The sequence below is a fragment of the Vibrio rotiferianus CAIM 577 = LMG 21460 genome (assembly GCF_002741985.1).
GTDB classification, from domain to species: domain Bacteria; phylum Pseudomonadota; class Gammaproteobacteria; order Enterobacterales; family Vibrionaceae; genus Vibrio; species Vibrio rotiferianus.
Map to the genome: position 1 here is coordinate 65,500 of NZ_APHW01000102.1, position 23,719 is coordinate 89,218.

A 23,719-nucleotide genomic window follows, 5' to 3' on the forward strand; every position below is an offset into this window, starting at 1 on the left:
CCCAGTTAAGACCAAGGTAGCCGAGCGCTACCTTTGGTCATTTCAAAGATAAATTATTGATAACAATAAAACCCTACATGGAAGGTGTTGGTATTACCTTCGGAGAAAGCGATGAAAGAACAAACAGCATTAAAGAAAGTCGCAGACATGGCGCGATTGGCTGACAGCTACGTCAGCGCGTGGGGAGACGAAGCAAAAGTTTCTGAAGAGACTCTACGCCGCTTGCTCACTTCACTTGGCTACGATACTAGCAGCGATGAGAAGCTATTGGCTTCTGCTGAACGAAAACATAAAAAAGACGTACTAGCCCCTGTTCTTGTTTTACGCGACGGCGATCCTGTCGAAGTGGAACTAAACCTAGGTACGAGTGCTCGTGAGAGTGAATTTAGCTGGTGTTTAGAAACAGAACAAGGAGAGGTACTTGAAGGCTATCTTCAGTCGCAAATTGTTCGTGATGAACGAGCTGAGGGTGGCCCTCTAGTGTTTGCATTGCCAAAGAACTTGGCATGGGGTTACCACAAACTGATCATCAGTCGTAAACGTCGTAAGACTCCTTACGAAATGTCGCTGATCATCACACCGAAAGCGTGTTTCAAACAAGAAGATTTAAACCAACACAAAAAGCTATGGGGTCCAAGCATTCAGCTTTACACACTGCGCACTCAGCACAACTGGGGTATCGGTGACTTTGGCGACCTTAAGCAGTTGGTAAGCGACATCGCATCGCGTGGCGGTGACTTCATTGGTTTGAACCCAATTCATTCATTGTTCCCTGCGAACCCAGAAGGTGCGAGCCCATACAGCCCGTCTTCTCGTCGTTGGTTGAACATCATGTACATCGACGTAAGTTCAGTGCCTGAATTTGCGTTAAGTGCAGAAGCTCAGCAACGTGTTGGCAGCGCAGAGTTCCAGCAACGTCTGCAAAAAGCTCGTGACTCACACTGGGTGAACTACACCGAAGTGTCTGAACTCAAGATGAGTGTTTTACCGCTGCTGTTTAGCGAGTTCAAAGCACGTCATCTAGACAAGAATACTGATCGCGCGCGCGCATTCCTAGAGTTTGTAGAACTTGGCGGCGAAAGCCTACTTCACCAAGCAGCATTCGATGCGCTACACGGTGAACTGCATGCTGAAGATTCAAGCGTTTGGGGCTGGCCGGTATTCCCTGAGAAGTTCCGCACATTTGATTCTGCAGCCACTCAGAAGTACATCAAAGACAACGCAGAACGTGTTCACCTGTACATGTACTTGCAGTGGATCGCTGACGATCAAATTAAAGAAGCACAAGCGCTAGCTGAAGAAAAAGGTATGACGGTTGGTCTGTACCGTGACCTGGCTGTTGGTGTTGCGGATTCAGGCAGCGAAACTTGGGCTGATGATGGCAACCTAGTTCTGGACGCTAGTATTGGTGCTCCACCAGATATCCTTGGCCCTCTTGGTCAAAACTGGGGTCTACCACCGCTTAACCCACAAGTGTTGGAAGCGACCGGTTACGACGCGTACATCAAGTTACTACGTGCGAACATGAAACACTGTGGTGCACTTCGTATTGACCACGTACTTGGTTTACTTCGTCTGTGGTGGATTCCAAAAGGTGAGAAGGCAACTGAAGGTGCTTACCTGTACTACCCAGTTGAAGACATGCTAGCAATCCTAGCACTTGAGTCACATCGTCATCAGTGTTCAGTTATCGGTGAAGATTTGGGTACAGTGCCTGATGAAATCGTGGGTATCCTTCGTGACGCAGGTGTTCACTCGTACAAAGTGTTCTTTTTCGAAACATCAAAAGATGACGGCGGCTTTATTTCTCCGAAGCATTACGCTGAACAGTCTATGTCAGCACTGTGTACGCACGATATGCCAACCCTACGTGGCTTCTGGCATTGTGATGACTTGAAGATGGGTCGTGAGATCGGTCTATACCCTGACGAAGAGCAACTAGAAGGCTTGTTTGATGACCGTCTGAAGTGCAAACAAGGCATCCTAGACAGCGTTCGTTGGCATGGTTACCTACCAGAAGGTATTGGTCATGACGCACAATATGTGCCGATGGATACTTACCTAAGTGAAGCGTTGCAGTTGCACGTGGCTGCGGGTGATTCTGCACTGTTGAGTGTTCAACTTGAAGACTGGCTAGAAATGGATCAACCGGTCAACATTCCTGGTACGGTAAATGAGTACCCGAACTGGCGTCGTAAACTGTCGATGAACCTAGATGAAATCTTCAGCCGTGAAGACGTAAATCGTATTTCTAAGCGCCTAACTGAAGTGCGCGCGAAAGCGAGCAAATAAGGTGAAATGAGTGATGTAGCAATTACTTAAATTAATTGTACCGAGGTACGAAAGTAAAGCCTAGGTCACTCATTGAACCGGCACAATCCGTTAGGATGAAGTACCGTTATTATGCCCGCAAAAATAGCGGGCATTTTTGCTTTTTGACGCTGTTAAATTCGATAACAGAGTCTTTTATGTGAATTCACAACGTTTGGCTGTGGAAACCGATGTTCGAAAATATATGGAGAATATCGGGGCTAGGGAGAAAGATTTGAAAACTAAGGTAAAGAAAAACCACGAACGTGCTTACGAACTATTATCTCAGGCGGCTTACTCAGATCCATTTGCGTCGCTTGGTCCATTCATTGATGACGGCGAAGGGTCATTACGTGTGTGGATGCCGGGTGCAAATAACGTCGAGCTAGTCGTCACTGGTGAACCCCGCGTTGCACTTGAGCGCGAAGGCGAAAGTGGTTTTATTTTAAAAGAAAACCACGACTTAAACCTGACTCATTACCAACTTGCCGTGGATTGGAATGGCGTTGAACAGTTGATCGACGATCCTTACCAGTACCACAACATTTACCAAGAATATGAACACCTGCATACACCAAAAGACATGTACCGCTATATGGGCTCGCAATTTGTGACCCTAGAGCGTGGTGGTGAAAACATCTCTGGTGTTCGCTTCTTGGTTTACGCACCTCACGCATCGGCAATTAGCTTAGTGGGCAGCTTCAACCAATGGGATGGCCGTCGTCATCCAATGCAACGCCTAGACTACGGTATCTGGGGCTTGTTTATTCCTGGTTTGGAAGAGGGCGTACAATACAAATTTGAGCTCAAAGGTCCGAATGGGGAAGGGCTTCCTCACAAACAAGATCCTTGGGGCTTCTACTCAGAGCAATACCCATCTTTCGCATCGATCACTTACGATCACAACCGTTACCAATGGCAAGACGCGAAATGGCAGAACCGTGCAGTGACGCAAAAGCGTGATGAAGCACTGTCTTTCTACGAGCTGCACGCAGGTTCTTGGAAGCGTAATGAAGATGGTGATTTCTTAAACTATCGTGAACTGGCCGCTGAATTAGTACCTTACCTTGTAGACATGGGCTACACCCACGTTGAGCTAATGCCAGTTTCTGAACACCCGTTCTTTGGCTCTTGGGGTTACCAACCAGTAGGTTTGTTTGCGCCAACGAGTCGTTACGGCTCACCTGATGATTTCAAATTCTTTGTTGATGCGTGTCACCAAGCGGGTCTTGGTGTAGTACTGGATTGGGTTCCTGCACACTTCCCATCGGATGATCATGGCTTAGCGAACTTTGATGGCACACCACTGTTCCACGATCCAGATCCGCGTCGTGGTTGGCATCAAGATTGGAACTCATACATTTACGATTTAGGTCGTGAACATGTGCGTCGTTTCCTTGTGTCTAACGCGCTGTACTGGTTCGAGCAATTCCACATTGATGGCATTCGCGTAGATGCAGTGGCTTCGATGCTTTACCTTGATTACTCACGCAGCCATGATCAATGGATCCCGAATGCGGATGGCGGCAATGAGAACTATGATGCGATCGCAACTCTGAAGTGGATGAACGAAGAGGTCTACAAACACTTCCCGAATGCGATGACCATTGCGGAAGAATCGACGGCATTCCCGGGTGTATCTGCGCCAACCTTTATGGGTGGCTTAGGCTTCGGTTTTAAGTGGAATATGGGGTGGATGCACGACAGTCTTTCTTACATCCAAGAAGATCCTATTCATCGCAAATACCACCACAATACCATCACGTTCCCGCTTGTTTACGCACACAGCGAGAACTACGTACTGTCGCTGTCTCATGATGAGGTGGTGTACGGCAAGGGCTCGATCCACAACAAGATGCCAGGTGATGAGTGGCAACAAACCGCCAACCTACGTGCTTACTACGGCTACATGTATGGTCAACCGGGTAAGAAGCTAAACTTCATGGGTGCAGAGCTTGGTCAAACCGCAGAATGGAACCACGATGACCAGCTACAGTGGTTCTTGCTGGAGTTTGGTCGCCACCAAGGCGTGCAAGCACTGATTCGAGACTTGAACCACTTGTACCGCGACGAAGCGGCGATGCACGATCAAGATTGCGTGCCAGCTGGCTTTGAATGGCGTCTACAGGATGAGGCGGAAGCAAGCATTCTTGCGCACGAACGTATCAGCCAAGATGGCGAACGCGTATTAGTGATCAGCAACTTCACGCCAGTGCCGCATGAGCGTTTCCGTTTAGGCGTACCAATGGAAGGTACATACGAGCTTCTTCTAAACACAGACGATGCGAAATACGACGGCAGCGGTTTTGAAGTGGTAAGCCGATTAGAAACAGAAGAAGTAGAAAGCGAGTCGCTACCTCAGTCTCTTGAGTTACGTTTGCCACCGCTATCGACGGTATTCTACAAACTGATTAAATAGCTATCATTAATCAAACAGTAAGCCCGGTTTACATTGTAAATCGGGCTTTTTTTAACCAATTTTTGACCTTGCAAACTTGTTGTTCTACCTTGAATCAGGCAATCTTCGCTCCCATTTAATTAAACAGCCACAAATAGAGATTCATCAGTGGCGTACCCCTTACTCTGGTTAGGCAAATAAAGCATGCTGAAAAGACTGAAGTTGTTTCTATTCAAAATTTCATTGGTTTTGTTACTGACTCCCGTGTTGTTGGTGGGCTTCGTCAAATACGTTAATCCACCAGTGTGGGGATGGAAGATCAGTCGCATGATCTCGCCACCAGAAGGGTACCCAGAAAGTAGCCAACAAGAGTGGGTGCCACTGTCTGAGATTTCAAAAAACATCCAACTGGCAGTGATGGCAACGGAAGATCAGAAGTTTCCGCATCATTATGGGGTGGACTTTGATTCGTTGTTCAAAGTTATTTCACAAGCCGGTGAGAATGGACCTTCTCGTGGTGCTAGCACGATTACTCAACAAACAGCGAAGAATGTCTTTCTGTTCCCTTCACACTCTTATGTGCGCAAGGCGTACGAGCTTTACTTTGCCCTGTTGATGGAAGCGATGTGGAGTAAAGAACGCATTCTCGAAGTGTATTTGAATGTGGTGGAGTTCGGTCCCGGTATCTACGGTATCGAAGCGGCAGCGCAAAACTATTACGGCATTCATGCAAGCCAACTGACCCAATGGCAAGCGGCAAGATTGGCAGTGGTCCTGCCGAATCCTTACAAAATTAAAGTGTATCCGCACACTAACTACACCCAACACCGCACCAATTGGGCGCTGACCCAAATGCGTAACCTAGGCAGCGTGCAGCTTTAGTTGTCTTTTCGCTCCCCAAATCGCATACAAGCTGCTTGACGCCGTTATTAGTGCAAAAGAATCATTACGTGAAGCGGTTACAATTGAATCGGTCATTGAAGACTGTCAGCACATTGATAGCCTGCGCGATTGCTATCTCGACACGCGCTTTTCTCAATCGCTTGGTCACAACGCTATGCTATCAACCATTAAGCGTATCAGCCGCACGTACAGTGAAGAGAACATCAATCTCATGAGCATCGCCGTGTGGCAACGCGTGCTCAAAGCACGCGCTGCAATCTAGTATTAAGCATCCTGTCGCCAATTCATGACTCCTGTCTAAAACCGGCAGGATGCTTCTTCGTTAACGGCGCTGTTTGCGAACTGACTCGGCGAATCGCAAAATATCACTGTAAACACTTCATCATATCGATATAGTAACTCACTGAAACCATATCTCCTTTCGCCAAAGGAAGGTGATCAAGTTCAACTTGTACGCGAAGTATTCTAACGACTGCCAAACGCAGAAAATAAACCCCATTTCTTGCCGCCATCTGACCGTTATTCAACAACAATACCAACAAGGAACGATAGTATGCGTAATGCTCTTCTCCCACTCATCACCCTCGCCCTGTTCGGCTGTGGCGGCTCTGACAGCGGTGATCCAAACGCGACAAAAACCCCACTCATCAGCCTTTCTTTTAACGACGTAAGATTTGCAGAATGCATCGCCACGGAAGCGGTGTACAACGAAATTGAGTACGTTGAAGATCTGCACCAACTGAACTGCACAGGGACTGGCATCACCTCGGTTTGGGGCCTCGACCAATTAACCAGCCTTACCTCGCTTGAACTTGGCTACAATCAACTAACGGAAATAGATGCGAGCAATTTGTCGAAACTAGAACGACTCAATGTTGAAGCGAATGCATTGACTCAAGTCAGCCTGCCAGACGGTGAGCGCCTAACGCACCTTAACCTTGATGAAAATGACCTGACCACGCTCGATCTGACTGGATTGAAAGATCTCACTGAATTTACCGCAGCGCACAATCCACTCACTCGAATCGACTGGCGCAGTGAATACACCAAGCTGTCGCGAATAAACATCAGTAACACCCAACTGCGATCGATGGATCTAACCATTGCCCCAAACTTGTTTAGTTTTGCCGCAGAAGATTCTCAATTAGACGCAATGATCAGCTCCACCATGGTGAAACTCGATAGCCTGCGCCTATTTAATACCGAGATAAATCTAGAATTGACCCACTTTCCAAACGTGACGCTCATGTCTCTGGTACCTGCTTCAAGTCATGTTGATTTGAGCAACAACCCCGAACTTAGTTACCTTTCGCTTGAAGGCGATAAGCTGCAAACCCTAGATGTAAGTGCGCTAACCAATCTCAGCTATTTGACCGTTTGGGCCAAGAACGTCACTCAAATTGATATCAGCAATAACGTCGATCTGACCCACCTTACACTTGGGTACCTGAGCCTCAATGACTTGAACATCGATAACCAAAATAAACTAGAAGAAGTGAACATTTCTTCAGCCACGCTGCCAAATGCGACTATCACCTACCTAAGAAACCAAAGCACAATCAAGGGATTCACTTTGGTCGAATAAACCAAAAAGTGGTCAGTAAAATACTGACCACTTTTATTTAACGGAATGCGATTAATCCACTCCCCAAACCTATGAGTTCACCAATCCCCCAAACCATCATGTGTCACACACTCTAAAATGTGCCCCGTCAACTCGTATAGAACTACGCCCCAATCAAAGCAAAATGTGAAGTGTCACAAGCTTTAGGGCGTAGCCTTTCAGAATGATGTGCTCAGTTTTTCATCCATTTACTATTAGTGTGAATAAAACTACAACACGAATACTGCGCCTATGCGCACCAATGGACTGAACGATGAAACTGAATCTGATTACGACTACCTTATTGCTTGCATCGGCAAGTGCCATCGCCGAGCCAAACATCACCATTTCTACCACGACCAACAGTCGAGACTTTCCATTAAGTGCTGAGCAACCTCTGGTTGTGCCATTAACCAAAGATGGCTACACGCTCAAAATTACGGGCGTTGAGGGCGACTGCGTTGCACCTGATGGTCAAAAGGTAAAGTTTAACAAGCCTATCGCGTTGAACTGCGGTAAGCCTACGGAACTGCCATTAAAAATCCGCTTTACGGGTGATTACTCTTTCGCTTTTGATGCAGAAGCAAAAACACTGCGTTTTAAGCGTGAACCCAAGAAAGCCGCAAAGACTGAATTCAAACGTCCAATTCCACAAGTGCAATGTGAAGTGTACCAAGGTGGGGAAGTCACCATCGCACTGGGCAATAGCTTCCCTGACGGTACGAAGTTACGTGATGCCTATTCGGGTCAGATGGTGGAAGTGAAAGATCAACAAGTATCGCTGACGCCAAGTAAAGGTTCTGGCGGTTTGGTGCTACTAGAGCCAGTGAAGAAAACCAAAGAAGCAGTGCCGTTCGACTACCGTAATGCCAATATTTACTTCGTGATGGTCGACCGTTTTAACAACGCCGATACGAGCAATGACAACAGCTATGGACGCAAGAAAGACGGCAAAGAGGAAATCGGCACTTTCCACGGTGGTGATCTAAAAGGTGTGATCGAGAAACTGGATTACATCAAGAGTCTAGGTACCGATGCTATTTGGCTATCGCCAATCGTCGAGCAAGTGCATGGCTTTGTTGGTGGTGGCGATAGCGGCTCATTCCCATTCTACGCTTATCACGGTTACTGGACGCGTGATTTCACCAAGATTGATGAGAACTTTGGTAACGAAGATGACCTTAAAGTGCTGGTGGAAGAGGCGCATAAACGTGGCCTCAAAGTCTTGATGGACGCAGTAATCAACCACACTGGCTACTCAACGTTAGCCGATTTGCAATTTGACGGTATTGAGGTGTTAAAACCAAACGCTGACCTACCTAAGAAGTGGGGTGATTGGCAACCAAAAGCGGGTGAAAATTGGCATAGCTACCACCAGAATATTGATTACCAGAGTCCAAACTGGGCGAAATGGTGGGGCGGTGACTGGGTAAGAACAGGTCTACCGGGATACCCAGCTCCGGGCAGCAGTGATATCACCATGTCATTGGCGGGTTTGCCTGACTTTATCACCGAATCAGACAAAGCCGTGAAGCCAGCGCAGTGGCTATTGGATAACCCTGGTACTCGCGTAGAGGCGCGTGACAATTACACCGTCTCGGATTACTTGATTGAGTGGCAAACTGATTGGGTGAAACGCTTTGGTATTGATGGTTACCGTGTTGATACGGTGAAGCACGTTGAAGGTGATGTGTGGAAACGCTTGAAAGAAGAGGCATCAAGCAGCCTTGAACAGTGGCGCAAAGAGAACGGCAAATCGGGTCAGCCATTCTGGATGATGGGAGAAGTATGGGGGCATACCGCTTATCGCAGCCCATACTTTGACGATGGCTTTGATGCGTTGATTAACTTCGATATGCAGAAGAAGCTCGATAAAGGTGCGGCGTGTTTTAGCCAAATGGCAGACACCTACCAAAGCTACGCGGATACCATTGCTAACGAGAAAGACTTCAACCCAGTGAGCTATATGTCTTCTCACGATACGGAGTTGTTCTTTGCGCGTTTCAAAGACTATGGTATGCAACGTAACGCGGCAAATGCATTGCTCTTAAGTCCAGGTGCGGTTCAGGTTTACTACGGTGACGAAGTTGGTCGTAACATTGGTCCTTACGCGGATGACTTCCACCAAGGTACGCGTTCTGACATGGTTTGGAAATTGTCGGATGACAAACACGCATTGCTCAAGCACTGGCAAACCCTTGGCCAGTTCCGTAAAGCGCACCCAGCGATTGGTGCAGGTCAACATCAAGTAATTGAACAAGAAGGCGCGTACGTGTTCTCTCGTTCGCTTGGCAATGACAAAGTCGTTGTGGCGTTTGTAGGACGTGCTAAGTAGTTAGAACTTCGTTTTAAGCCTAGATAGAAAAAGCCCTTCCTTGAGCACTCAAGGAAGGGCTTTGTTATTTTCGGTTTTTACTTAGCTACTTCAATAGCTATCGGTATCAATCGCTATTTATTTCTTTAGCTCTTGGTCGATGACTTTCTCAAGCTCCTCGAAAGGTACATAGCCCGGAATGACTTGGTCATTGATAATGATAGCTGGTGTGCCTCGTAGACCTAAGCGAGTGAAGTACTCGTAGTTTTTATCCAACAACGCTTTGGTCTCTTTGTCGTCAACAAGCTGTGCTTCGGTGCCTGTTTTCTTAGCGATTTTTTGTAGTGAACTTGCATCATGTGGCCCAGGCTTCTTCACCAACAAGTCGTGCACTTCTTTGTACTTGTCATGTTGGTTCTGCCAAACATTTAATGCGTAACTTGCCGAGTTGTAACCGTTCTTTTCGTACTGTTCTTTGAACGATACCGTCATGTTCAGCACTTTTACCTGAGGGTATTCTTTCTCGACTTTAACTAACTCACCTTCAAGACGCTTACAGAAAGGACAGCTGTAATCGGTCACGTTGATGATGGTCAGTTCTGGATTCTCTGATCCGAATGACGAGTGCTTGCCATCGTTTAAGTAAGTGCGCACTTCATCCAGCGTCGTGCTAAACGTCTTTTGGTAAGCGACGTAGTCTTGCAAGTTCTGATGCAGCGCATCTAGGAGCTGTGGATTCTCTTTAAGCAGTTGATTGATCTCGCCGAGCTTCTCTTGCGATGTCTTTTCTGCTGCGTGTGAAAACAGTGGAGTGAGTGCGATAGCTACAGTTAATAGTGTGCGAGTGAATTTCATGATTTTTCCTAAAACTCTTTTTCTTTGCGGTTTTGCCGCGAAGTGATTAAAAATAAAATAAACGATTTAAGGTCAATAGATCCTAGCCATCGGGTTTTATTCTCTAAACACACACAGTTTGAGGTGCACCCGAACTTTTTCGGGTATCGGCTCGGTATGATGACGGAAAGCGTTACGTTCACCGCCACTGATGGAAAGCAAGACAAACGCAAATAGAAATAAGGGCACAATAAAGCTGTCGAGATGGTTTTGTGACACCTGAATCAGCTTTTCAGACAGTTCACACTGCTTATTTAGTCCTTTTGTGCTCTTTTCTTGCTGCGCAGTGGCGTGCTCAGGCGCGACTTGATCGCTAATGAGAGGGCAAGATTGATAGAGGCCCGCATTTTTACTTAGACAGATCACGATAACCCAAGCTACAAGGGCGAGTGTCCATCGAGCGATGTTGGATTGTGATCGAAGCAAAAGGCAAACCCTGAATAATTCTCATAATTATGACCGAACCACCCTAAATTAAATTGCACAGAAAATTTGTTAGTTTTTGGTCAAGAAATCTCAAATAAGCAACAAACCATGAAGCACGTCGAGAATGTGGCTAATCACAAACTTGTTCCAAACTTTAGCTTGCTTTGTTAATGGATTGGATGGGTAAGTTTTCAGATAAATATACCTTATCTTGGTCATAAATATTTATTATCTTTTAAATGTGATTAAAATCATAAAATAAAACTTCATAATTAAGCGGCATGGCTGTTCGGTAAATGGATTGATTTTGATCATCTCTCTAGCACGTCGTTCAAGGGATTATCTATGTGTTCTGTTCCACATACATAGGTGAATTTATGACAAGCCCTGTTCATGCTGAACGCAAGGTGACGATTGGGTGTTACATTGCACTCGCGTTTGCGGTTGTGTTCTTTTCTGGTCTGATGCAATCCAACGAATGGTACGGTGTATTCGACTTTACAACGCTTAATGGCTCTTTTGGTAAAGTGGCCTACGGCGTAACGGAAGGTGCGGATGGCGCGGTACAAGCTGCGACCACTTCTTTCCGCGGTACTGGCGGTAGCGGTGCTCGTGACGGTTTCATTTTTGCGCTTACTTTGATCCCAACCGTTATGTTCGCATTAGGTATGATCAACGTACTTGAACACTACGGTGCACTTGAAGCAGCTCGTAAGCTTCTTACTCCTCTTCTACGCCCTCTAATGGGCATCCCTGGTAACTCAGGTTTGGCTCTGATTGCTTCTCTACAAAGTACCGATGCAGGTGCAGCGATGACGCGTCAGCTAAAAGATGAAGGCCACCTAACTAAGCGTGAAACGGACGTATTTACGATGTTCCAGTTCACTGCGGGTGCAACCATCGTGAACTTCTTCTCATCGGGTGCTGTGTTGTTCACGCTGACGATGGCTGACGGCTCTCTAGCAGTAACGTCTTCTATTGGTTTGGCGGTTGTGGTGATGTTCGCATTTAAGATCATTGGCGCGAACCTATTCCGTATCTACCTAAACATGACGGAAGGTAAAGAAGACAAGCAAGACCAAAACAAATCAGAGAACCTAAAAGAGGAGACGGCATAATGGGTGACGTTAAAGCGAAAAAACCGATGGTGACGGATATCTTCGTCGAAGGTGCTAAGAAAGGTTGGGTGATTGCGACTACCTCTACGGTTCCTAACGTGTTGATGGCGTTCGTTATCATTAAAGCGCTGCAAATCACTGGTGCGCTGGATCTGATGGGCACTGTGTTCTCTCCAATTATGGCGGTGTTTGGTCTTCCGGGTGAAGCGGCAGCGGTATTGATCGGTGCGTGGATGTCGATGGGCGGTGCGGTTGGCGTAGTGATCACGCTGTTTGACCAAGGCATCCTGAACGGCACGCACATTGCGATTCTAGCACCTGCTATCTACCTAATGGGTTCTCAAGTTCAGTACATGGGTCGTATTATGGGTCCAATCGGTACTGAAGGTCGTTACATCCCAGTTATGATTGCAATCTCAGTATTGAACGCGTTTGGCGCAATGCTGGTGATGAATCTGTTTGTCTAGGAGTGAGTCATGCAATTCTCTCTAAATGAATATCTAGAAGAGCTACGTCCGCTAATTAATGTAGATTGTGGCACTTACGCCACTGATGGTATCGAATTCATCGCTTCTCAATTTGAAGAGAAGTACCAAGCAATGTCAGGTTGGAGCGTAAAACGCATCGACTGTGGCAGAGCAGGCGTTGGTCTTGAAGTTCGAAACAAGCCTGAAGCTGCTCACATTGATGTGATGCTGATTGGTCACATGGATACCGTGTTCCCTGTGGGGACCGCTGAGCTTCGTCCAATGTCTCAAGATGCAGAGAAAGCTTACGGTCCGGGCGTCTCGGACATGAAATCTGGTTTGCTGAACATCGTATACGCGATGCGTAATCTAGACCAAGCGCTGTTGGATAAGCTGTCTATCGCGATCTGCATGAACCCAGATGAAGAGACGGGCTCTCTAGATTCTGTGGACTGGATTCAGTCAGTAGCGAAAAACGCGAAGAATGTACTGGTTGCAGAAGCAGCACGTGCAGACGGTGGTTTAGTCAAAGCGCGCAAAGGTATGGCTCGCTACAAAATGACCTTCAACGGCGTTGCTGCTCACGCAGGTAACGAACCAGAGAATGGTCGCAGCGCAATCACAGAGATGGCGAGCTGGATTCTGGCTGTCAATGCAATGACCAACTTTGAATCTGGTACCACGTTGAACGTCGGTATTGTTTCTGGCGGTAACGGTGCGAACATCGTCCCTGAGCACGCTGAAGCGATCGTGGATGTGCGCTTCTGGAGCAATGAAGAATACGATGATGTCGACAGCAAGCTAAACGGCATGCTGGAAACACCATTCGTTGATGGTGTGAGTATCGAATTGGTTCGTGAAGCTTACAAACCTTCTATGGTGCCAAGTGCTCAAACGGAAAGCCTGATGGCATTAGTTGAAGAAGCCGCAAGTGAACTGGCTATCGACATCAACTGGAAAGAAGTGGGTGGCGGCTCTGATGCAAATAACACGGCAATTCTTGGCGTTCCAACTTTGGACGGTCTAGGACCTATCGGTGCAGGCTTCCACAGTGATCAAGAGTACTTGTTGCTTGAGTCTATCGAACCACGTATCAAAATGTTGATGCGTGTACTGGAGAAGATTGCTCAATAAGGCATTTTTCTAGAGCTTGGTTCCCAAAGCTTTTGGTTTCCAAAGCAATAATCCCCGGACTTCGGTTTGGGGATTTTTTTATCTAGCCAATTGGCTTCCTTTCTTCATTATCATTACTCGCTATTAATACTACGTTCAGGTTCATCGTCTTAATATCTATGACACAGTCATAAATTTAGGAGGCACGATGACCACAAGCATGTCTGTAAATTCGGCGTCCGATGACGTCTTAGACCAAACGATGCAAGCACCAGATGCGAAAACCTTCTGGCGTAAAATGAAAAACTCCGTCAAGAAAGTAGGTGAAGAGATTGCGGTTATGGGCATCAAATCATGGCTTGCGGTGGCAGATTCCAATACCTCTGTTCGCCACAAAGCGATCCTTGGTGGCGCGTTAGCTTACTTTGTTCTCCCCACTGATATGGTGCCAGACGTACTAGCAGGCGTCGGCTTTACCGATGACATGGCAGCATTGACTCTAGCGGCGAACTCGGTCGGCAATGCCATCACCGACGAGCATGAAGAACAAGCGAGAGAAAAGCTGAGTTCGATGGTGAAGTAGGTGGGGAAACTGCCCATCAAACATGTTCAATGTTTGGCTTAGTTCAAATAAGAAATTGTTATTTTTAACATTTACTCGAAGTACACGAGCTCGTCGTAATACGGTTTACCGTGGTAGATTTGGTCTATTGGAAAGTGTACTTTCGGATTCAAGTTTTTAGCTAAGAGAAGCCGTCCATGTACAGGTATACGCCAGATATCCGGGGTATGTTAACTTTGAACGGAAAACCGTTGTCATCTCAATTAGTGGTCCTTCGAGTTGGTGTGCGTGGAACCATACATGAGTTTCAAACTCTTACTGATGCCAGCGGAGCGTTTGCTTTCCCTGCATTTGAAGAGCGTAAGCCTCAAGGCACATTGAGCCTAAATCAGAAATACGTGCTCGTTTTCCTGAAAACTCATCTAGCAAATGGAGAAGAGGTGACGATATGGGAATCTTCAATTGATGGTTATGAGACTTATGAGTTTGCTAGAGAAAATATGGGAGATTTGAATTGCGAAGTAACCAATGAAGTTTACTACTTCGCTTTTTCTTATTCTGGAAATGGTGAAGATGATACTTATGTATATAGTCAGTGCAAGTTAACTGGTTATGTAGACTCTGGAATATACGAAGAATAAAAATGAACTTATTTATCATTTCGTTGAGCTTCGACAGATAAAACAAAAGCCCCGATGTTTCCATCGGGGCTTTCATTTAGACAGGATAGTTTAATCGTAGAACGATTTAGGCGTCAGCACGTTTCAGGTGCACTTCTTCTTCGGCTACGCCGGCCATTGGATCATTGAAGCGAGCTTCATCCAATGCACCTTCCGATTTAGCAACAATGATAGTCACTGCGCTGTCACCGGTGATGTTAACTGCAGTACGAATCATATCAAGCAGACGGTCAACACCCATGATAAGTGCAATACCTTCTAGCGGTAGACCTACTTGGTTCAATACCATTGCTAGCATTACTAGACCAACACCAGGAACACCTGCGGTACCAATAGACGCCAATGTTGCCGTCATGATAACCATTAGGTAGTCACCCATAGTTAGGTCGATGTTGAATGCCTGTGCGATGAACGCTGTCGCCACACCTTGCATGATCGCCGTGCCGTCCATGTTCACGGTTGCACCTAGCGGTACTGTGAACGATGATACGCGGTTCTCAACACCCATGCGGTGCTTAGCCGTTTCCATTGTTACTGGAATGGTTGCGTTCGATGATGCTGTAGAGAAAGCAAACATGATTGCGTCTTCCATCTTACGTAGGAACGTAATTGGGTTTAGACCAGTAAAGCCTTTTAGCATCAAGCTGTATGTCACAAGGCCGTGCAGCAATAGCGTACCAGCTAGTACTACGAAGTACTCGGCAAGGTTCAAGATTGCACCCAGACCAAGACCGGTAAACAGCTTCGCCATTAGGAAGAATACACCGTAAGGCGCTAGGTTCATCAGAATCGCAACTAGCTTCATGATCACTTCATTCAGATCAGAGAAGAATGCTGCGATACGTTCGCCAGGCTTACCTGCTGCACTGATCGCGATGCCAAACAAGACGGCAAATACGATAACTTGCAGAGTTTTACCTTCTGCCATTGCGCTAATTGGGTTAGTCGGGAACATATCAATGATCACTTGACCCAAAGATGGCGCTTCTGCTGATTTGAATGAACTTGCTGCGGTTAGGTCTGCACCAGCGCCAGGCTGGAATAGGGTACCCATGGTTAGAGCAAGTGTGATTGCGATAGCAGTAGTTGCTACGTAGAAAGCTAGGGTTTTGCCACCCATGCGACCTAATGTCGATAGGTCTTTTAGAGAGCTAGTACCACAAACTAATGAAACAAACACTAGCGGTACGACAAGCATTTTTAAGCTGGCAACGAAGATCTGTCCACCAACTTCGAATAATCCATTAACAATGTATGCGTCGACAAATCCGTTGTCGGCAAAAAGTGTGCGAATTGCAAATCCTGTCAAGATACCCGCTACCATACCTAAGATTACTCGGCTGGTAAGCGACATCGGCTTCTTGGTATTCATGAGAACACTCCTTATAGTTATGCACCTTAAGTTCACTTCAAGGCGGCGTGCAGATTAGCAGCGGAGTGTGGAAACACGAAAGAATAATCGTCTGAATGGTTAATAGGTGTGAACTATATCACTATAAAAAATAGACTTTTAACCAAATTGTAACGAAATTCGTGGTTGAAAAGTTTGTAAATTAACATTTTTATCGAACATACAACCGATAGAAATGATTTCTTACATTCTTGAGTGGTAGAAAACGACTTGCATAGAATGGGGTAATACATTGCCTAGTGAATAACTAGGCATGTTTTATTCACTCGTTGTTTTCGACCTCAGTTCAATGACGGGCGAGTTTGGTTATCGATAGTGCGAGCAAAATATGAAATCTGTTGATAATCAGCGGGCGTCCAAATGGGTTTTGATGATAATGATTTAGGCAGTGTGGAGAACGCTTTTTCATCGTCGCTTGCTCTAAACTCAACGCTCATCCATTTGTCGATCGGCTGCTGATCCGAAAAAGTCGCCGATAGTGAAAGTTCATGGTTCGCGCCAGAATAGTTCGGCGTTAATTTCAGCGCCATATGGTAATCACGGAAGCGAACCACCCACTTATCCGGTAGGCGTCGTGAGCTGTCCCACCAATCCCCATCGAGTTGTTGAATTTTCTCTTTAGTGACAGCTTTCGACTGAGCTTTTAAGTCCTTTAATGCTTGTTTAAAAGCGCTGTCCATTGCTTTCGAAAAGCTTGCTTGATCGAGTTCGGGGTTGTCCAGTAGTACTTGCTTAGCTAACTTTGCCCCAAGCATGTTGGAATAGAGATCTTCCGATGAGAATGCTGATGCCAGTTCTTTAAAGCCACTGACGGATACCATACCGAACCACTGAGCAATTTCATGCCATTGAGCTAGGCGAAATGCCGTTAACGCTGCTGCTTGAGCACTGCGATCTAGCTTCTCTTCTTCACTCAGTTGCTCTGTTTGTTCATACCAACGAATACGACGAACACGTAGCTCTTCTGGTAAATCTAGGTGTGCAGCGCGACCTAAATAATGTTGGTTGAGAGTGAACAAATAATAGGTGTAGTCTGCGGTATCACGGACGTGGGCAGTATCAATAAAGCCGCCTAGTTCGGTAAAGATAATACCGTTGGCTTCTTTATTCAGCCCTAGCAAGCTGCCAGAGACTGACTCGCTGCCGTCGTTATAGTGGTGAGTACCCACTTCGTTGCTGGATAAGACATTCTCAAGAGAAAAGAAAGGAACAGGCACGCTTCCTAATTGCGCTTTGAGATCGACACCAAATGCACAACACGGTCTAACGCCGACCGGTGCTTTTAGTTGTTGCGCGTGAACGAATCCACTACAAAGGCTTAGTAGTAATAGTGCTGCTTTCTTCAAACCATACCCCTAGAATGCTTCATTAATCTGGAAATAAAAACCGGTGCTGTCTTTGCCCACACCCAAATCGACGCGCACGTTAATACGTGCCTTAAAGGCAAATCGATAACCAACCCCGACAGTCGGTAGCCAGCTATTTTCAAAGAGCTCGTGATAAGTTGGTGCGATATTACCAGCACCTAGCCACCCAACCACACCATGGCGACCTGCAATGGTATGGCGAATTTCTACTTGTGTAGAAAGCTGGTGCTTATCGCGATATTGCCCTTGGTAGTAGCCACGCATACGCTGGTCATCACCTAGCTGGGCGTAATCAAACCAAGGTGCGTCACCGAAAATCGATTGTGAATATACCTCCATTGCAATAATCGTCGTGTCAGACCATTGTTGGTAAACACGATAGTTAGCAACGAGGTTGTCGTAGTCTTCATCGCTACCGAGTGAATCTCGGTTAGCAATCCATTCAACATCGAGAAACTGCCCCCGCATTGGGTTCGGTTCGAAATCACGAGTGTCGTATTCCATTCCAACTAAGACGCCACTGCTAGTGGAATCGGCAACTTCTGAAGGGAGAATATCGCCTTCGACACCGTCGACCTTACTGAATGACTGCCATTGCCAACCAAGTTTGGCGTAAGTATTTGGGGCGACTTCAACGGCGATTTTTGGGCTCAACTGTAAACGTTGCCCTTCATACTGCACTTTGTTGTTCTCGTTTTCAGCAGCTTGGCTACCAATGCCCCAATAGTAACCGGGGGTATGGCTTATCCATGCCTCACCTAAAAGACGCACTTTGTCATTTTTTAAATAGGTGCGATTGTTTAACCCCAAGCCGTAAGAACCTGAGGTTGAACCATAAGAAGTAACGGTGACGGTCGAGTAAGGCTCGCCTTTTTGCCAGTCGTAAGGCGTGTACAAACCTACTGCGGCAACACCAATACCAAACCCTTGTTCTGGGTTAACAAAAGGACCAGGTAATACGCCCCAGTCGATTAATTTAGATTCATCCACGGTTTCACTTGAACCAAGCTTGGTCAGGATGTCATCCATTAAGCTACTTTCGTCTTTTTCCATAGCAAAAGCGTATGACGAACTAAGCAGCGCTGTCAGCGCAAGGGTATAAGAGGCTTTCATCTTCTCGCTACCCTAGAAACGACGGTCTAAAGAGAAGAAGATGCTTTGACGATCACCAAAACCGGCTTCACCCAAAAGGTACCAATCTTCATTGATTTGGTATTGCATGCCAGCGATGGTGTTCCATTCAGATTCTAAGCGCTGCTTTACTTCAAAACGGGCATCTGATGACATTAATCCGCTTAAAGATGGCGGTAAGCCAAGGTCTTTGAGTGAGCCAGAGAGTTCTTGCTCGACATCTTGATACATAGCGCCAACCCAAAAACGAATCGGTACGCCATTTTGATGGAAGTCGTAACCGATACGAGGAGAAACTACAACTGCATCAATTGAACCATCAATAACGGTTAAATTGGTTTGAGTGTAACTTGCATCGACCAATGCGAACCATTGGTCATAACCGCCAGCAAGCACAAAACCAAGGCCTTTAGTGTAGCCATCGAGATCTAGGCGGAAGTTTTCGATACGTTGTGGTTTCACAAACGGCAACTTAACTTTTACGTTTACATCGGTTTCTGAATAGCCATCAAGCGTGCCAATCAAGCCATAAACGTTTAGGAAAGGGAACAGCCAGACATCGGCGCGCAATGTCATAACGTCAGTGGCTTGTTTACCTGGTTCTGCTTGCATGTCGACTAACTTTTCAATTCCGCCTAAACCTTTTAGTGCGATAGAGTCGACATTGATGCCTTGTTCCATACTCATATAGCTGAGGTTTAAACCAAAAGGCTTTGGTAAGTTGTAGCCAAGTGCTTCTGCTTTCTCTTTCCAAATCGGCAGAGAAATTGAATCCGCATTCGCGACTCCGGTAACGAGGAAAGAAGCAGCAACAAGCAAAGAAGGTAATTTCATAAGTCACTTCATTAAGCATGGCGATCATCCTATAGCCAGAACCGGTTTGCTCTGGATATGAACATCTAATGATCGTCACGGGTAAATCACAGCTTTATCTTGGAGAAAAGCACGTTAGCGAGAGATAAGGACGGCTGTTTTATTAACGGATTTAGAGCAGTTTCTTAACTTCGGCGAGCGCATCTTACTCCTAATATCACAAAAGTAAACTTTAAAGTGTACTTTATATTGTTGTGCGCTATACTCTGCAGCCACTTACATGAGGTTGGTGAATTTAGAACGATGAAGCTTTCAGAAAAAAAACGGATTGCGCTGATTGAAGCCGCACAACAAGAATTTATCGAGCATGGCTTTTCAGGTGCCAATATGGACCGAGTCTGCGAGCGAGCCGGCACTTCCAAACGGACCCTATATCGTCATTTTGAAAGCAAAGATGTGTTGTTTATTGAGTCCATTCAAGCTGTGATGGAAGTTCAAAGGGCACGTCTACAGTTTCAGTATTCAGCTGAAGAGTGCATAGAGGCTCAACTTCGCACTTATTTACTCGCTAAGCTTGATTCTATGTATGAGGATTTTGGCTTGCCGCTAGCTAAGATGGTCATTAGTGAGTTTATGCGCACACCAGAATTTGTGGAAAACTATCTACATCAACTTCAGAGTCAGGATGAACAATTAGAGAAATGGTTTTCTGAGGCAATTAAAGATCAGAAAGTCAAAAACCTAAACCCGGCTATGATGAGTAATATGTTGATGTGTCTATTAAAAGGTAACTTTTTATGGCCTCAGTTGATTGCCAACCACAAGGTGCCAAACCTTGAACAGCGCAAGAAATCGATTGAAGATATACTTACGCTGTTCCTAGATGGATATCGTTGTTAAATAGAGCGCGCTGTTACCACGCTTTATCGCTCAAACTGGATAGTTGATTGTGATCCCAAACCCATAGGTTTGATTCTCGGACTTGTATACCTCCGACCCAGTAGTTTTGAGTTATGGGTTGGCTTCCCTCTAGACATGCTTGAGCGTGCTCAGTAATAAAGACTTGTTGCTCCCACCAATTCTTTTGCAATGAGTCGATGCTAAATAGCGGCTTGTCTCTGCGTGTCAGTGGGAGGAGTAATGCATAAAACATCACATCACCCAATGTCGGCAGAGGCTCTTTTTCTTGGTATTCCTGAAACCAATCTTTAACTGTGATTGGTGTGCTGTGTTCGGCCAATGTCTCCAGCGCCAATTGTTGGGTGAAGCTCAACCCTGACTCCGAGTGAGGTAACTCTTGAAGGTGTCGTTTCATCGCGGCTTTAATATTTGGCAAACAATCTAACTCATGCTGCGCAAGCAGTTCGATAAGGGATTGAGGAGTCTGTGATGTCAAAGTCTGCCAACAACGCTTAGCTTGGCTTCTTAGCTTTGATGTGACGGGCTTTCGATGCTGCCAACACGAGCGAACCGCCTCTGCAGGGAGTTGCCCAAAGCCAATAAAACGCTCGGTTCCCGGAAACTTGTTGGACTCGATGATCTCAATGACTTTACCTTCGGTTTTATCTAGCAGAGATAGCCCTCGAAGTAGCATGAATTGATCGTAGGCATCATGTTCAACCCAAAACACGATGCGCTCAAACTGATCATCAAGCAGGGTATTGATGTTGTCCTGCTCTGATTGGGCGATGTCTTGCACCGAGCCTTCACGCCCCATTACGGGTAACAACGTATCAACGACATATTGTGCTCGGATTGCGACAAAAGCCGTTTCATCATTTGGAATGGGGCCGATGCACAAAGGATCAATCATGGGCAAGAATTCACCTTCAAAGCCACAAGTTTTCAATTGCTGCTGAATGTCATGCCCACATCGAACGTGCAGAGTTTTTAGTTCCGCATCTAGAGGCTGTTCTCGGTTATGGATGGCGACCTTGTGAAATTCCAACTCTTCTACATGCGCCTTTAACTTACTCCAACTAGGTAAGCCGAGTTCTCTTGCTAAGGCATGTTGAACATCTGCTAGTTGAATGGACTCTGTCGTAAGCTTTTCTGGCTGGGTATGAAATTGCCTAACTTGCTGTAAGGCAAGCTCATCATTTTGGCGGATCGCTTTTAAGCGTTTTTTGGCTACTGACTTTTGCTGGTTGAGGTTAATAGAGAAGCTATTATGAGATTGCATTTTTCACCTTTCTTATCTCTTCCACACTCGCCTTATTAGAAGTTTAAAAGAAGGTAAAAACAGATTGTTCCTGCTAACAAGAGCAGGGAGGTTGAGTTGCCGTGAACCGAGTTCTTTCCGCGAGTGTTGGGTGCTTTAGGCTTGAGCTTTTTACATGGTATGTAATCGAAACAGGTATCGCAACTTTGAATAATATAAAGAAGTAAAACTGCACTTAACTTCACATAAAACAGTTCAAGAACTTAAGTCGAGGAGCAAATTGGAGCGGGAGAGCATCGATGATGAAAACTCAAGATTCGCATGCTGTTGAGCGTGCTTTTTTTTGCTCTATTCCACTCGCACTTTGGCACTATCAAGTAGTGTTTGATAGAGGGCAAGAGTGGCTGGCCCACTTTTCGCCCCTTTAGGTAAGGTGAGATGTAGAGCGACTTGATATTGGTTCGAATGCTCTAGGTCAATTACTTTGAGGCGGTCATTTTGGCGGTATTCAACGAGATGTTTTGGGAGGCGGCAGAATCCGACACCTTGCTCAACCGCTCTAAACGCGTGGTCGAAATTGTCCACCGTGATTCTTTGGCGCGCACGCAGCCAGCCTACGTCTCGCTTCTCTTTGTCTGATTCCCCCAAATCTCGAACCACAATTTGGCTGGTGGTCGCAAAGTCCGCCAATGAAATATGTTCCTTCTTTGCTAGCGGATGTTGAGCTGCGATCACAGGGACCATAGTGGTAGTGCCAAACGCTTCAGCAGGGTAGTTGGTGATTGGAAGGTTGATGATGGCTATGTCCGCTAATTCATTGATCACCATGTCTGTGGTTTTACTCAGAGAGGTTTCTACGACTTGAACTGAAGTTGTATTGTTGTGTGTGAGAAATTCGCTAAGTGGAGTATAGAGCCAACTTGGATCGCACAGGTGATCGATAGCTACCGTAATTTGCGACTCTACACCGCTATTTAGCTGTTCACTGATCATTTCAAGTTCACGAGCCTGCTCAAGCATTGATTGCGCACGGCGTAACATCGTCTTGCCGTGTTCGGTTAACCCCGCCTTACGACCTTTTACTTCTATTAGCTTGATACCAAGCTGGTCTTCGAGTTTTTTCACCGAATAGATAAGCGTGGTATGGCTTTTATTGAGCGTTACTGCGGCTGACTGAATGCTTCCCGCCTGTTCAATTGCTTTTAGTGTTTGCCACTGCTCTAAGGTTGTTTTGAGTCTCATTGGTCAGTTTTTTCCACAGTTAATGGCAAAATTATGAACTTTTTTGTCAGTTTTATAAAGGTAATAATCTTCCCATCGAAAGCGAGTCAATAATAAGAGGAGACTCAAGATGGCGAAATTGCTGCAAGTTGATTTTGAATTTCATGGCCCATTTGGTGAAGAGATGTCGAATGCTCTGATCGATTTAGCGAAATCAATTAACCAAGAGCCGGGCATGATTTGGAAAATTTGGACGGAAAGCGAACAAGACAAACTTGGCGGTGGCATCTATCTTTTTGAAGATGAAGCAACGGCGCAAGCTTATCTCGAAATGCACACTGCTCGTCTGAAACAGATGGGTGTAGAGGAAGTAAGAGGTCAGATATTCGATATTAATACACCGCTAAGTAATATCAACCAAGGTCCAATCGGAGAGTAATGTTATGACTAACCGCACCTTTCTAACCGTTCATGGTGTCATATATACGGTATTCGCTTTTGCGCTATTTTTTGTGCCAACCATGATGTGGCCGATGTATGGCGTACAAATTAACGACCAGTACGCGCTGTTTTTATCGCAGCATACGTCGATCTTTTTAGGTGGGATTGCTGCGGTCAGTTTGATGCTACGTGATGTGGAACCTAGCAACACGGCGAAACAACTGTTCAAAGCATTGCTGGTCACTAATCTTTTAGGCGTGGTGATCACTACTTACGCTGGTATTACTGGGGTGTTTGTTGGCTTTGGTTGGAGTGATCCTGCTTTCTTCCTATTACTGAGTATGCTTACTTTTCTTCAATGGAAGAAACAATCGTAGAGCAAACCA

21 protein-coding genes are annotated in these 23,719 nt (G+C 45.9%); 13 read left to right on the forward strand and 8 right to left on the reverse strand.

Annotated elements, in window-relative coordinates; translation table 11 throughout:
* The first annotated feature begins 111 nt into the window (after nucleotides 1-111).
* From malQ to B853_RS18345, 5 genes are all read left to right on the forward strand, one after another.
* On the forward strand, nucleotides 112-2,292 hold the full coding sequence (malQ, locus tag B853_RS18325; protein WP_038883248.1) for a 4-alpha-glucanotransferase: 2,181 nt from the start codon (nucleotides 112-114) through the stop codon (nucleotides 2,290-2,292).
* 223 nt (nucleotides 2,293-2,515) lie between these two features.
* Entirely contained in the window at nucleotides 2,516-4,729 is a 2,214-nt protein-coding gene (gene glgB / locus B853_RS18330) for a 1,4-alpha-glucan branching protein GlgB (RefSeq protein WP_038883320.1), read from the forward strand.
* Nucleotides 4,730-4,912: 183 nt separating this feature from the next.
* Nucleotides 4,913-5,590 (forward strand): monofunctional biosynthetic peptidoglycan transglycosylase, encoded by a 678-nt coding sequence (mtgA, locus tag B853_RS18335; RefSeq protein ID WP_038883251.1) that lies wholly within the window; start codon nucleotides 4,913-4,915, stop codon nucleotides 5,588-5,590.
* A gap of 574 nt (nucleotides 5,591-6,164) precedes the next feature.
* Nucleotides 6,165-7,196, forward strand: a complete 1,032-nt coding sequence (locus B853_RS18340; RefSeq protein WP_038883253.1) for a leucine-rich repeat domain-containing protein — start codon at nucleotides 6,165-6,167, stop codon at nucleotides 7,194-7,196.
* A gap of 292 nt (nucleotides 7,197-7,488) precedes the next feature.
* Nucleotides 7,489-9,549, forward strand: coding sequence for an alpha-amylase (locus B853_RS18345; RefSeq protein ID WP_038883255.1), 2,061 nt, complete (start codon nucleotides 7,489-7,491; stop codon nucleotides 9,547-9,549).
* Nucleotides 9,550-9,666: 117 nt separating this feature from the next.
* On the opposite strand, the gene B853_RS18350 is transcribed toward B853_RS18345, so the two are convergent.
* Together B853_RS18350 and B853_RS18355 are read right to left on the reverse strand one after the other, a co-directional pair.
* The gene (locus tag B853_RS18350) at nucleotides 9,667-10,383 is read right to left on the reverse strand and encodes a DsbA family protein (protein ID WP_038883260.1); all 717 of its coding nucleotides are present in this window, start codon (nucleotides 10,381-10,383) and stop codon (nucleotides 9,667-9,669) included.
* 96 nt (nucleotides 10,384-10,479) lie between these two features.
* On the reverse strand, nucleotides 10,480-10,848 hold the full coding sequence (locus B853_RS18355) for a hypothetical protein (RefSeq protein ID WP_038883267.1): 369 nt from the start codon (nucleotides 10,846-10,848) through the stop codon (nucleotides 10,480-10,482).
* A gap of 377 nt (nucleotides 10,849-11,225) precedes the next feature.
* On the opposite strand from B853_RS18355, the gene B853_RS18360 reads away from it, so the two are divergent.
* The 5 genes from B853_RS18360 (at nucleotide 11,226) to B853_RS18380 (ending at nucleotide 14,749) form a co-directional block, all read left to right on the forward strand.
* Nucleotides 11,226-11,966: a nucleoside recognition domain-containing protein gene (locus B853_RS18360; protein WP_005437881.1), complete on the forward strand. Its 741-nt coding sequence runs from the start codon at nucleotides 11,226-11,228 to the stop codon at nucleotides 11,964-11,966.
* The gene (locus B853_RS18365; protein ID WP_005374849.1) at nucleotides 11,966-12,433 is read left to right on the forward strand and encodes a YjiG family protein; all 468 of its coding nucleotides are present in this window, start codon (nucleotides 11,966-11,968) and stop codon (nucleotides 12,431-12,433) included. Before B853_RS18360 ends, B853_RS18365 begins: the two co-directional genes overlap by 1 nt.
* A 9-nt stretch (nucleotides 12,434-12,442) precedes the next feature.
* Nucleotides 12,443-13,567, forward strand: a complete 1,125-nt coding sequence (locus B853_RS18370; protein WP_038883278.1) for a M20 family metallopeptidase — start codon at nucleotides 12,443-12,445, stop codon at nucleotides 13,565-13,567.
* A gap of 187 nt (nucleotides 13,568-13,754) precedes the next feature.
* Nucleotides 13,755-14,129 (forward strand): YkvA family protein, encoded by a 375-nt coding sequence (locus tag B853_RS18375; RefSeq protein WP_038883281.1) that lies wholly within the window; start codon nucleotides 13,755-13,757, stop codon nucleotides 14,127-14,129.
* A 206-nt stretch (nucleotides 14,130-14,335) separates the two neighbouring features.
* Entirely contained in the window at nucleotides 14,336-14,749 is a 414-nt protein-coding gene (locus B853_RS18380; RefSeq protein WP_050568923.1) for a DUF6795 domain-containing protein, read from the forward strand.
* Between the two features lie 106 nt (nucleotides 14,750-14,855).
* On the opposite strand, the gene B853_RS18385 is transcribed toward B853_RS18380, so the two are convergent.
* From B853_RS18385 to B853_RS18400, 4 genes are all read right to left on the reverse strand, one after another.
* Nucleotides 14,856-16,160 (reverse strand): dicarboxylate/amino acid:cation symporter, encoded by a 1,305-nt coding sequence (locus tag B853_RS18385; protein WP_038883284.1) that lies wholly within the window; start codon nucleotides 16,158-16,160, stop codon nucleotides 14,856-14,858.
* A 320-nt stretch (nucleotides 16,161-16,480) separates the two neighbouring features.
* Nucleotides 16,481-17,545 (reverse strand): DUF4056 domain-containing protein, encoded by a 1,065-nt coding sequence (locus B853_RS18390; RefSeq protein WP_038883285.1) that lies wholly within the window; start codon nucleotides 17,543-17,545, stop codon nucleotides 16,481-16,483.
* Between the two features lie 9 nt (nucleotides 17,546-17,554).
* A complete protein-coding gene (locus tag B853_RS18395) occupies nucleotides 17,555-18,679 on the reverse strand; it encodes a BamA/TamA family outer membrane protein (RefSeq protein WP_038883288.1) in 1,125 nt (374 codons plus the stop codon).
* 12 nt (nucleotides 18,680-18,691) lie between these two features.
* Nucleotides 18,692-19,531: a TonB-dependent receptor gene (locus B853_RS18400; protein ID WP_038883290.1), complete on the reverse strand. Its 840-nt coding sequence runs from the start codon at nucleotides 19,529-19,531 to the stop codon at nucleotides 18,692-18,694.
* A gap of 282 nt (nucleotides 19,532-19,813) precedes the next feature.
* Between B853_RS18400 and B853_RS18405 the strand changes: the two genes are divergently transcribed.
* On the forward strand, nucleotides 19,814-20,410 hold the full coding sequence (locus tag B853_RS18405; protein WP_038883292.1) for a TetR/AcrR family transcriptional regulator: 597 nt from the start codon (nucleotides 19,814-19,816) through the stop codon (nucleotides 20,408-20,410).
* A 13-nt stretch (nucleotides 20,411-20,423) separates the two neighbouring features.
* On the opposite strand, the gene B853_RS18410 is transcribed toward B853_RS18405, so the two are convergent.
* Nucleotides 20,424-21,692, reverse strand: a complete 1,269-nt coding sequence (locus tag B853_RS18410) for a DUF1835 domain-containing protein (protein WP_038883295.1) — start codon at nucleotides 21,690-21,692, stop codon at nucleotides 20,424-20,426.
* A 327-nt stretch (nucleotides 21,693-22,019) separates the two neighbouring features.
* Nucleotides 22,020-22,913 (reverse strand): LysR family transcriptional regulator, encoded by an 894-nt coding sequence (locus B853_RS18420; RefSeq protein ID WP_038883296.1) that lies wholly within the window; start codon nucleotides 22,911-22,913, stop codon nucleotides 22,020-22,022.
* Nucleotides 22,914-23,022: 109 nt separating this feature from the next.
* On the opposite strand from B853_RS18420, the gene B853_RS18425 reads away from it, so the two are divergent.
* Both B853_RS18425 and B853_RS18430 read left to right on the forward strand, forming a co-directional pair.
* Nucleotides 23,023-23,331, forward strand: a complete 309-nt coding sequence (locus B853_RS18425) for a monooxygenase (protein ID WP_038883298.1) — start codon at nucleotides 23,023-23,025, stop codon at nucleotides 23,329-23,331.
* Nucleotides 23,332-23,335: 4 nt separating this feature from the next.
* Entirely contained in the window at nucleotides 23,336-23,710 is a 375-nt protein-coding gene (locus tag B853_RS18430) for a hypothetical protein (protein ID WP_038883300.1), read from the forward strand.
* Nucleotides 23,711-23,719 lie beyond the last annotated feature (9 nt).

Excerpts from the sequence above, each read along its gene's own strand:
- B853_RS18350 (WP_038883260.1), bottom strand. The coding sequence starts at position 10,383 with ATGAAATTCACTCGCACACTATTAACTGTAGCTATCGCACTCACTCCA.
- B853_RS18395 (WP_038883288.1), bottom strand. The coding sequence starts at position 18,679 with ATGAAAGCCTCTTATACCCTTGCGCTGACAGCGCTGCTTAGTTCGTCA.
- B853_RS18385 (WP_038883284.1), bottom strand. The coding sequence starts at position 16,160 with ATGAATACCAAGAAGCCGATGTCGCTTACCAGCCGAGTAATCTTAGGT.
- B853_RS18400 (WP_038883290.1), bottom strand. The coding sequence starts at position 19,531 with ATGAAATTACCTTCTTTGCTTGTTGCTGCTTCTTTCCTCGTTACCGGA.
- glgB (WP_038883320.1), top strand. The coding sequence starts at position 2,516 with ATGGAGAATATCGGGGCTAGGGAGAAAGATTTGAAAACTAAGGTAAAG.
- B853_RS18405 (WP_038883292.1), top strand. The coding sequence starts at position 19,814 with ATGAAGCTTTCAGAAAAAAAACGGATTGCGCTGATTGAAGCCGCACAA.
- B853_RS18410 (WP_038883295.1), bottom strand. The coding sequence starts at position 21,692 with ATGCAATCTCATAATAGCTTCTCTATTAACCTCAACCAGCAAAAGTCA.
- mtgA (WP_038883251.1), top strand. The coding sequence starts at position 4,913 with ATGCTGAAAAGACTGAAGTTGTTTCTATTCAAAATTTCATTGGTTTTG.
- B853_RS18340 (WP_038883253.1), top strand. The coding sequence starts at position 6,165 with ATGCGTAATGCTCTTCTCCCACTCATCACCCTCGCCCTGTTCGGCTGT.
- B853_RS18425 (WP_038883298.1), top strand. The coding sequence starts at position 23,023 with ATGGCGAAATTGCTGCAAGTTGATTTTGAATTTCATGGCCCATTTGGT.
- malQ (WP_038883248.1), top strand. The coding sequence starts at position 112 with ATGAAAGAACAAACAGCATTAAAGAAAGTCGCAGACATGGCGCGATTG.
- B853_RS18370 (WP_038883278.1), top strand. The coding sequence starts at position 12,443 with ATGCAATTCTCTCTAAATGAATATCTAGAAGAGCTACGTCCGCTAATT.
- B853_RS18375 (WP_038883281.1), top strand. The coding sequence starts at position 13,755 with ATGACCACAAGCATGTCTGTAAATTCGGCGTCCGATGACGTCTTAGAC.
- B853_RS18360 (WP_005437881.1), top strand. The coding sequence starts at position 11,226 with ATGACAAGCCCTGTTCATGCTGAACGCAAGGTGACGATTGGGTGTTAC.
- B853_RS18380 (WP_050568923.1), top strand. The coding sequence starts at position 14,336 with ATGTTAACTTTGAACGGAAAACCGTTGTCATCTCAATTAGTGGTCCTT.
- B853_RS18420 (WP_038883296.1), bottom strand. The coding sequence starts at position 22,913 with ATGAGACTCAAAACAACCTTAGAGCAGTGGCAAACACTAAAAGCAATT.
- B853_RS18430 (WP_038883300.1), top strand. The coding sequence starts at position 23,336 with ATGACTAACCGCACCTTTCTAACCGTTCATGGTGTCATATATACGGTA.
- B853_RS18345 (WP_038883255.1), top strand. The coding sequence starts at position 7,489 with ATGAAACTGAATCTGATTACGACTACCTTATTGCTTGCATCGGCAAGT.
- B853_RS18365 (WP_005374849.1), top strand. The coding sequence starts at position 11,966 with ATGGGTGACGTTAAAGCGAAAAAACCGATGGTGACGGATATCTTCGTC.